Here is a 9,412-nt window from a genome sequence, read left to right as displayed (position 1 = left end):
GCTCCGACAGCAAACGGAGCAGCGCCAATCCAGTATGCCGAAAACAGTTCTCTCGTCAATTCTCGAGCGACGACATTGTACCCGAGAGTTGCATCTGGTGGCCCGCACGTGTCGGACAGTTTGACAGCATCGGACAGCCCGACGCTCATGATCGGCAAGCGAAGGGTCGTCCAGTCAAGAGCAGACCTTGGCCGGGATTCCGAAGCGTGAGGACGTCGATGTAAACTTCTTCGCGGGATTGAGTCTTGTCCGGTTGCGGAAGATAGCATTGCCGCGCTTTATTCTCTTATCCCAGCAGTTCGGTGATAGCAAACGAGTTCGAAGGACCGTCTAAGTTCGAGTCAGGAATGCGAAATGCCGCTACAAATGTTCAACGATGAGCGACCATTTTTAGCGCCTGAGAGCCGGTTTTGTATTTGTCCATATCCGACTCTATGACGACAGCGCCGCGCGCGATCGATTTTGCGCAATAAAGTGCCGCGTCAGCGCCTTTGAGGGCAGCCTCGCAGCTTGTTTCGCCTCTCGAAACCTCGCTAATCCCAAACGAAGCGCCAATGGCGATTTCTTGGCCTAGCAGAAGCACTTTGGCTGAAAGAGATGTTGCCAATTGTTGACAGATTTCCGCAGCCTCTGCCGCAGAGAGGCCCGGCATCATGATAGCGAACTCGTCCCCGCCCAGCCGAAAAATCCTGTCCTGCGGGCGGACACCTGCTCGCAGCCGCGTGGCCACGACCTTCAGCAGCTCATCGCCCATAGCATGACCGCAAGTATCGTTAACGGCCTTAAAGCCATCGAGATCGAGGCAAGCGATCATCAACGGCCCTTTTTTTGTCAAGGTGGAAAATTCCGCCTCCAGCAGTGAGCGGTTGGAAAGGCCCGTCAGGAAATCATGTGTTGCGGCATGCCGCATCTGCCGTTCCCGGTTCATCAGCATCTGGGCTGTTGTCTGCGTCATGTGGATCATCAGCGCGGCGCCGGCGACAAGAACCAACCCCACGGTCAAGATCAAAGGTAACGATTGCCAAATGAAGTCGGAAGCAGGCGTTGGCGGAAGCCAAGATAGAACTTCAATTTCACCCTGCGTTCCCACGGCGATTTCGGCACGAGCGCGATCGGGTGAGACCGTGGGAAGGGGACCGATTTGCGCGTTATTGAGCAGAAAGCGCTTACCGAAGAAATCTTGCAGGGTGCCGCCGATCGGCATGGCTGTGATGAGCACGGGCGCGCGGTTGCCTTTGGGTTTGAAAGTCCCAAAATCCGGCTGGAACAGGCTGACAGTAAGCAGGACCGCCTCGTCTCCCATCACCTCAATTCGGCTCGTCGCCAACGGTGATGGAATGCCTGGTTTTGCCGGTCGTGGCTCGCGGGAGCGGATGGCTGTGAGAAGCTCGGAAGCATCCTTGACCATTGCCGCGGGACCACGCGCGAAAAACGGCTTGTCCTTTACGGTGTTATCCGTCCGTGAGTAGATAATTGCATCATGGGAATCGAGGACCACCGCGGAACGTGTTCTCGATGTGCCGATCAAGGATGCCCCGATATTTCTGTCAGCCCACTCCTGATCAAAGGAATTATCCAGCTTTGCGATGGCCTCGTCCCAAATGGTCCAGGCTGTCAGAGAAAATTCGACATCAGAAATCCACAGCGAGATATTCCGTTCAACAAGCATCTCCTGGGTTCTCCGCGTCTCAGCATCGATCCGCTTCACTCCATAGTAGGGAAAGGTGGCCATTGCAGCAATGAATAAGGCTATGCCGACGATCGCTGGACCGAGGAGCCGGATATGTAAGAAGCGCATGTCTGCTCGTCGTTCCCAATGCTTTGTGAATAGTAATGTTTACATTAGACCTCAGAGCTTACTGCGACGTTATCGAGCTGAAAGTTGAAGTGCATTCCCGGCGTCTCGTTTTCTTTGGGGCAGCACATATTATACGAGTTCCTGAACTACAGCCCGGCGATGCCCAGCGGTATGGTTGCCTATCACCACCTCGAAGGGTCTTGCGCAACGAGCCGCGCGAAAGGGCGCTCCTATAGCGGCGCGATACCGCAATCAAGGACAACTCTTAGTGAGAAACTAACTGAGAGACTAGGGATTGATGGAGACGGACGTTTCGGGCAAGTCGTATGAATTAACGCGCAAATAAGATACCGACCGATGTACCCAAGTTCCCCAGTGCCCCATAGTGATCCAAATCGGCTTCGCGGGCCAGCCACGACGGTGGGTCGTCGAACGCTTCTTCGCTTGGATCAGTCGCAATCGACGGGGCTGTGGAGAGACGCAGAAGCAACCATCGAAGCCGCCACCGCCTTCCTCTACGCGGCAGCCGTCATGATCCTCGTCAGATGTATCGCACGCCACTCATGAGCAATTTCGAGACAGACTCTCAGCACCTGCTATGTCAGAAGGATAGCTAGCTAACTTCGTGCGCTGAACTATCATGACGTCATTAGAGCTTTCCAGCACCGGTTCATCTTCGGCTGGAGAAGAAAAATGCGGACAGCATGCAGGTGGAAGGCAAGTCAGAGCCCTTGAAGCCCGGCATGGCGGTCACCGCCGAAATCAAGACAGGTTCGCGACGGATCATCCAATATCTGCTGTCGCCGCTGAAGGAGTATGCCAGCGAGTCGATCAAGGAGCGCTGACGAATTTTGCGGGCGGAGCACACAATATTGATTATCGCTAGAATCTGACCCAGCGGGTTAAATCACGCTGCGATTCAACACCTCAGCGCAAGTTCGATAAATTAGTCTATGCCGGATCGGATGTCTAAGTCATTGATAATGTGGGATGCATCACAAAAATTGCGGTTCGATTCCCCTCGCATCTAATCATTTTTTGCTGACCACAGCCAAACGGAATAACTTTGAGCCCGCCGGTTTGGCGGGATTAACCGTGCTCTTCATGGCGCATTCAGATTTTCTCTTCGCTCGTGACACTACTGTGATACCGATGCGGTAGCCTTTGTGAAAGAGCCGGCCACACACAACAGCAACAGGTGCCGTCTTGTACTCCACGCCTGACGTAACAGCCATCTCCCGTATCCGTCGCGCATTTCGGTAATCTCTTCGAGTTCCAGAAGCAAAGCACCTTTGAGAGACCTGCGAAAGTAGTCGCACCTTCCCTCGAACGGTCCTGCAGATTTGAGGCGGTGACCTGGTCGACCTATGAGGCCTTACCTGCGGAATGCACCGACACGTTCGCCATCTCCACGGCATCTCGGGAGAGCCACTGGTGGGCCGAAATTGCAGCCTGAAGCTCCGGAAGCGTGCGGTTGCCCTCTCTGAACAAAGTGACAACGGTGGCGGCCGCGATTTCGTACTCCGGCGCGGCACGCTCGATACCAATTGAAATTCGCCACTCTTCGAGTGCCTGACTGATGATGTCGAGTTCAAGGGACCCGAACGTCGCATTGACAAAGTCTTTCATTGTCTCTCCCGAAAGCAAGCGGCAGAGAGATGGGAGCCGCCAGGGCCAATGTCAAAGGATTGAAGACGATCGAGTGGCTGTAATCAAAATTTTCAACATGACTTGTGAGCCTTTATACCGCGCCACGCAGTTGGACAGCCGGGTAGGGGTTAGTTTTGCGTCACCTCCCCAGTAGGCTTGAATGTTCTCAAAGCCTGAATGGGCGAGCAGGTTCAGATCCTTTCAAGAGCGCAAGTTTCCATCAGTGCCGAAGTGACCAGGTTGCGAAACGCCTTCCACGGTGCCCAAAGCGAAAGTATTGCCGGGCCTCGGCAACAATGGTTGATCGGGTGACTAATATCATTGGTCATTTGAGCTGGAAAAATCCGGTCTCCCGGGATCGCTGTCTTCCAGGCTCCGGCTTGAATTAGCTCCAATCCAAAGCTGTCGAGAGGAAAGCTATCCTTCTGTAAGTCCGGCGATCCATGCAAAATCAGCCCAGTCGGAGGTTGTAGGATAGAGCGAAGCCTTTGCTCCTATCACGATGACTGGTGCCACGCAGAATAGCTGCCGCGGGGAAGGTACGAAACCAGATCCGAGGCGATCACAGTGAACTTGTTCAAAGAAGCGTTGTTTTCTTCAATAATTCCCGGCTCAAATCGGGTTTGGTCGACTCAAGGATGCGTGGAGCTATCCGGAAACTATGGTGATGAGACTATTGTGCCTATCCTTGTTGCCCTTGCGATCGCGAGGTTGGCGAGTACGGGTTTGCTTGAAATACTCCCGCCGTCCCGAACGCTCTCGTGCGTGGCGCAGCTGTCTAGGCGCTGATGCGGATGAACAAGTTCAATTATCTCGTTGCTGGTGAGGTAAACCAATCCACGAAAGGTACAACAGCCGGTAATGCAGAACATACTTCGCGGCAAAGGCAATTCGCTGACACTCGCCTTCGTTTCGGGATTCGCGGACGCCTTATTTTTTATCCACCTCGGAGGCCTTTTCGTCGGATTGGTAACCGGCAACGTCATATTGATTGGATTGGGTCTGGCCGGACATGAAAAAGGGTGGCTGCGTGGTCTTCAGATCATGACGTTTCCACTCTTCATGCTGGGAGCCGCGCTCGCCGCGATTTTGGTCGTCTGGCTCAGGCCCCTGCAAAAGGCGACGGTCTGGACCATGTTCATCGCTGCCTTTGCTTTCGCCACTGCAGCTGTTCTTGCCATTTTGAACCTTGGGCCGACCTCGGCTTGTGCCCTCCTTGCTGTCGTCGCGATGGGCATGTTGACGGCGATTGAGCGCCTCGACAGCGGCTTGGGTCCGCCGTTTTCGCTCATGACCGGAAATGTTGCGGGGCTGGCTGTTGCGGCCGCACGCCGCCTCATCGGTTACAAGGAAAGACCGGAAGAGTGGGGGCAGTCGCTGACGTCAATTCTTCTCGTCGTCGGTTTCGTTCTTGGATGTGCCGGAGGCGCCTTTGCGCAAGCGACCGTGGGGGTTGCTGGTATGTTGGTACCCGCTGGTATGTTAATAGTCGTCGCGCTGTTTTATTCGTCGAACTCGCGAAAAACCTGGTAATCTGGCGTGCTGGATGAAGAGAGAGCACATCGGTGTCGAGGAAGGTGGTATTGCCGCAAATGGCGCCCAACGGGTTGTGGCTCGCCCGTATTTCGCCTGGAGCAGCGCGATCGGAATGAGGCACACCGAGGCTCGAGCTCGCTGGAATTGATGTTTGATCTCGCCACGGTAGTGGCGGTATCGGCTGCCGCGCACGGTTATGCGCAGCAAGCCGAGAGCGGAAATTTCCTGCTTGGAACGGTTAGTTTCCTGTGCAGCTTCTTCATGGCATGGTTGGCCTGGATGAACTATACATGGTTTGCCTCCGCCTATGACGATCAGTCTACGTCGTTTCGCGCGTTGTCGATGATCATCATGTTTGGATCGCTCACACTCGCCGCTGGAATCCAAGGTGTATTTGTCGATCAACCGATCTGGCTTGCGATGATTGGCTTCAGCATCATGCGCCTTGCAATGATGGTGCTTTGGTTCGGTGCGGCGAATGGTGATCGGGATCAGCGCTCGATGGCTTTGTACTATGCAGCAGGAATAGGTGCGCTCCAGATCTATTGGAATGTCCTGATTGTCATCCTGTCACCTCACGAGCCTCTATACCTTCCATTCTTTGGGCTGGGAGCCGTTGGTGAACTGCTGCTTCCGGTGCTTGTGCAAAGCAGATCCCAGACGAACTGGCATCACGGGCACATTGTCGATCGCTACAACTCGTTCAACATCATCGTCTTGGGTGAATGTTTTGCCAGTGTTGTCTCCATCATCTCAGGAGCATCGGCGCCTGATCCTTCACATTTCTGGTTGGCAGTGCTTTGCTCGGTGATCGCATTTTCCATGTGGCGGCTATACTTCGACAGAAACCGACAATTGCTCGATCGCAGCCTTGGAACGGTTCTGCTCTGGTCCTATGGTCATTATCCGCTTTTTGCTGCCGGGGCGGCAACAGCTGCCGGCTTTGTGATTTTCGAAACCGGCATCGGCAGGGATTCTGAAATTTCTCCTCACGTTGCGACCCTTTTCGTTGCCGTTCCGATCGCGATTTATCTAGTCTCGCTTTGGCTGGTTCGCGATCGCCTTATCGCCAAGGGTGCGTATCGATGGCTCCTTGTCATCGCGGGCGGCGCAGTTCTTGTTGGCAGCACGATTGTCGTACGCCCGCTCGAGCTGATCGCGGCGGTGTTGGTCTCAACGGTGCTTGCTCGCGCACGTCTGCTGCAGCCGGATCCCGGAACGAACAGATAGACGGCTCGGATGCATCTCGTGGCGTTTGAAGCTCGCGCTCTGCCGAGCTCTCGAGAATCAATGAGACCAACGGTGGGTTTGAGAAATTCGATACCGGTGGGCGCCGGCGCGGCACATTCGGCTTCATGGCTTGGGACACAACGGGAACCAGGATGTCTTCGTCAGTAGAATTAGAATCATTTGGGAATTGGCGTGGCGTCTCGCTGGAAGTCGCACCTTGGTACACAGGCCATGCGCAGGTCGATTTGTCTGCCGCTTGTATGTTCACTCATGAACTGGACAGCACGGGCATCAAGGGCGGACTGCTGCATCTTGACCAGGCTCTTGGCGGACGCCTGACGGCGCTGCGCCGCAGCGGTAGCTTCAAAGCGAAATTCATGGAGACGCTTCTCGTCAGCACCCCTCCGACAGGAGTTCAAGCAAAGTCGCTGTTGATCGTCGGTCTCGGCACTCCGTCTGCATGGACGGCCGACATAACAGCGCATGCCGTGTCGGTGGCCGTGCGCACAGCGGTTCAACGCGGCGATCGTAGTATGGCCTTCGCGCCCAGTCTGCTGGACTCCGGTCTGAACCTCGAGCGCACGGTCGACATTACGCGCGGTATGGTGAAAGCTGTTATCGATACAATCGAGGCGCAGCTGCGGATTGCCGAATGCGGACTCGCAAACGCGCCGGTACTATGTCGCGTGGTCTTCGATGTCGGCGCTTCGCGCATTGACATGACCAGGGAGTCTTTCCGAGACAGCTTTCAGATCGTCGCAGCAGACGTGCCTGTAACAGGTGAAAATGAACCTCCGTCCGATAAGAGGGAAGAACAATGACTGACTTGCCACCGCCAGTGATGACACAGGAGATTCGTATCGTGGATGAACAGGGACAGACGCGACTGGTACTGTCTGCGAAGGGCAGCGGACCAACGATCCAGATCCTGCGCAAGGACGGCAGGGCCGGGGCATCCGTAACGCTCGATGCTGCGGACCGGCCACGCCTTACCCTCTCCAATCCGGATCCCGCCTTGCCGACCGCCGCTCTGGAAATCGATGATAAGGGCGCGCATGTAAAATTTGATCGCCCCGGCGGTGCGTCTTCCTATCTGTTCCTGAACAACGCCGGAGGCTCGGGTGTCGTTCTCATCGACATCACCGGCAAGCGCCGGGTGGATGCCACCGTCGCGGCGGACGGTTCAAGCACGATCGAACGTTTTGGCAATGATGGAAAGCCACTCCCTTGATTGTTGCGCGAAGAAGCGGGGCACACCCTACCTCGATGTGTCAGTGGATCCGCAGCGTGGGACGAATTGTCTTCACTATTCGCATGGCGGATGAACGCTTTACGAATTCGACCGCCGAGGGGAATGGAGATACGAGGAGTGCACCGTGAATTCGTCCTGTGCTGTCGAGCCCTTGCGCCATCTCCATCGCTCCGTGGGCGTGGAATCGAGATTGTTTGAAAAAAACTCGCCCATTCCGTTCAAGCCGAACCCCGGAAAAGAGGGTAACGAACGACATAGAGAGCAATCAGTCGAGCCCCGAGAACTTCGATGACAGAACTTCCACTCCTGACACCGGCACAACCGACCGTGCTCATGATCGATCAGCAGGCAGGCCTCGCCTTTGGTGTCGGATCGACGGATCGGCAACTTCTTCTCAGCAACGTTGTCGCCCTGGCAAAAATCACGAATGCCTTCAGGCTTCCGTTGATCGTTTCGACCTCCGCCTCGAAGGTCTACAGCGGCCCGCTCATGCCAGCGGTCAAGACCGTGCTTCCGGACGCTGTCTCGATCGAGAGGCGCAATATGAATGCGTGGGAGGACGATGCTGTTAAGGCGGCAATCGAGAAAACCGGCCGGCGCACGTTGCTCGTCTCCGGCTTGCTGACAGAGGCATGTGTTTCCTTCGCTGTTCTTTCCGCTCTAGCGGAAGGCTATGCGGTGTCGGTAGTGGCAGACACCTGTGGTGGGATTACTTTGGAGAGTCACTCTCTGGCGCTTCGCAGGATGGAAGCGGCAGGCGCGACACTGACATCGTGGTTGCAGGTACTGCTCGAACTCCAGCGCGATTGGACAAGAAAAGAGACCTACAATGATGCCAGAGCGATCGTCGAGGCTCACGCTGGCGGTTACGGCATTGGTCTGGCATACGCTCGGGATATGATCCACCCTATTTAGAACTATCGGATCCGGCCCAGGCTCCGCCGTCAGTTTGCCACACACAACGGCATGTTCCCGGATAGTCTTTCCGTCCTTATCTGACCCTTGTGGTCTATCGTCATGCCCTAAGCGACCGACCTGTCGATTTCGGAGAGAGAGTTCCGCGCGAGGAAGATTCTCCGTCGAATGAAATCGTGATCGGCTCGTCTACCGGCACCGGCCAACCCCTGCTTGCTGCACCCGTTGCTTTGCCCATGCAGACGCGCATGACAAGCATTGCCGCAGCCGTCTCGCCGATCGACGGCATTGTTCATGTACGCCTTGTCCATCGAGAGAGCGAGGACTCCTGGCTTGCAAAAGCCTCTGGAAATACGCATCGGATATGCGCAACACGCAAGCCCGGTCTTAGCGAAATTGAAGATCTTCAACTTAGCGGTGAACAGGTGTCCTCATGTTCTCAGAATCGCCTCCGATTAGCCGGGGTCATATCGGATGTGACTAAGATCTGCCATGCGGAGCTATAGACAAGTCAATACGCGATTTCACGGGAAAATTTATCTGATCGGCGGCATGGTCTATTTTCCCCACCGGCCGCTCATTTCTGGCTGAACGTCTCCCATGACAATAGAGGGTAGATTTGCATCGTACGGCGCGGCGTGTCGTCGTATCGACGAAAATGTCATCCATGAAACGTGTGCAGAGCCACCGTGGTAGGGATCTGAGATCAGATTGAATCGATCATGGCAAGTGCAAAGACGGCAACAATTGGACAAGCAACGCGTGTGCCGATATCCACCATCGACTTGAGTTTACCGATAAGTGTTATGCGCGCCGCCGAGTTTGGTGGGCGACGCGGTTTCGCGATGACGACAGCAGATGACGATCTTGCGGGATAGCGCTACCTATCTCAGTTGCGTGGCAACGGTCATCGGCGTTGCCTGGCCGCAGCGGGTCGACTATGGTTGAGTGCGCCTTGGTTTAAATGACGAGCGGAATTGCGGCAAGAGGCAGGCTGGGGAGGAGTACTTGACGATGTGCTGCCAGGAGAT

8 protein-coding genes and 1 pseudogene are annotated in these 9,412 nt (G+C 55.4%); 7 read left to right on the top strand and 2 right to left on the bottom strand.

Annotated elements, in window-relative coordinates; genetic code table 11:
• Nucleotides 1-370 precede the first annotated feature (370 nt).
• Nucleotides 371-1,798 carry a diguanylate cyclase gene (locus FBZ97_RS33285; protein WP_145324354.1) on the bottom strand — a complete coding sequence of 476 codons (1,428 nt, stop codon included), beginning with the start codon at nucleotides 1,796-1,798 and terminating at the stop codon, nucleotides 371-373.
• Nucleotides 1,799-2,189: 391 nt separating this feature from the next.
• Here FBZ97_RS33285 and FBZ97_RS33280 point away from each other — a divergent pair.
• Nucleotides 2,190-2,365: pseudogene (locus FBZ97_RS33280) on the top strand (IS5/IS1182 family transposase); the annotation flags it as partial.
• Nucleotides 2,366-2,508: 143 nt separating this feature from the next.
• Nucleotides 2,509-2,643, top strand: coding sequence for a hypothetical protein (locus FBZ97_RS35105; RefSeq protein ID WP_281406144.1), 135 nt, complete (start codon nucleotides 2,509-2,511; stop codon nucleotides 2,641-2,643).
• Nucleotides 2,644-3,163: 520 nt separating this feature from the next.
• Here FBZ97_RS35105 and FBZ97_RS33270 read toward each other — a convergent pair.
• A complete protein-coding gene (locus FBZ97_RS33270; RefSeq protein ID WP_113420337.1) occupies nucleotides 3,164-3,427 on the bottom strand; it encodes a hypothetical protein in 264 nt (87 codons plus the stop codon).
• 882 nt (nucleotides 3,428-4,309) lie between these two features.
• Between FBZ97_RS33270 and FBZ97_RS33265 the strand changes: the two genes are divergently transcribed.
• The 5 genes from FBZ97_RS33265 (at nucleotide 4,310) to FBZ97_RS33245 (ending at nucleotide 8,381) form a co-directional block, all read left to right on the top strand.
• On the top strand, nucleotides 4,310-4,981 hold the full coding sequence (locus FBZ97_RS33265; protein ID WP_145324356.1) for a DUF1275 family protein: 672 nt from the start codon (nucleotides 4,310-4,312) through the stop codon (nucleotides 4,979-4,981).
• A 6-nt stretch (nucleotides 4,982-4,987) separates the two neighbouring features.
• Nucleotides 4,988-6,214 carry a low temperature requirement protein A gene (locus FBZ97_RS33260; protein WP_281406143.1) on the top strand — a complete coding sequence of 409 codons (1,227 nt, stop codon included), beginning with the start codon at nucleotides 4,988-4,990 and terminating at the stop codon, nucleotides 6,212-6,214.
• A 152-nt stretch (nucleotides 6,215-6,366) separates the two neighbouring features.
• Nucleotides 6,367-7,035: a M17 family peptidase N-terminal domain-containing protein gene (locus tag FBZ97_RS33255; protein WP_113420340.1), complete on the top strand. Its 669-nt coding sequence runs from the start codon at nucleotides 6,367-6,369 to the stop codon at nucleotides 7,033-7,035.
• Nucleotides 7,032-7,445 (top strand): hypothetical protein, encoded by a 414-nt coding sequence (locus FBZ97_RS33250; RefSeq protein WP_145324360.1) that lies wholly within the window; start codon nucleotides 7,032-7,034, stop codon nucleotides 7,443-7,445. Before FBZ97_RS33255 ends, FBZ97_RS33250 begins: the two co-directional genes overlap by 4 nt.
• 309 nt (nucleotides 7,446-7,754) lie before the next feature.
• Nucleotides 7,755-8,381: an isochorismatase family protein gene (locus FBZ97_RS33245; protein WP_113420342.1), complete on the top strand. Its 627-nt coding sequence runs from the start codon at nucleotides 7,755-7,757 to the stop codon at nucleotides 8,379-8,381.
• Nucleotides 8,382-9,412: the final 1,031 nt, after the last annotated feature.

It is taken from the genome of Rhizobium sp. ERR 942 (genome assembly GCF_007828395.1).
GTDB lineage: Bacteria > Pseudomonadota > Alphaproteobacteria > Rhizobiales > Rhizobiaceae > Rhizobium > Rhizobium dioscoreae.
This window is presented reverse-complemented; position numbering and strand designations above follow the sequence as displayed.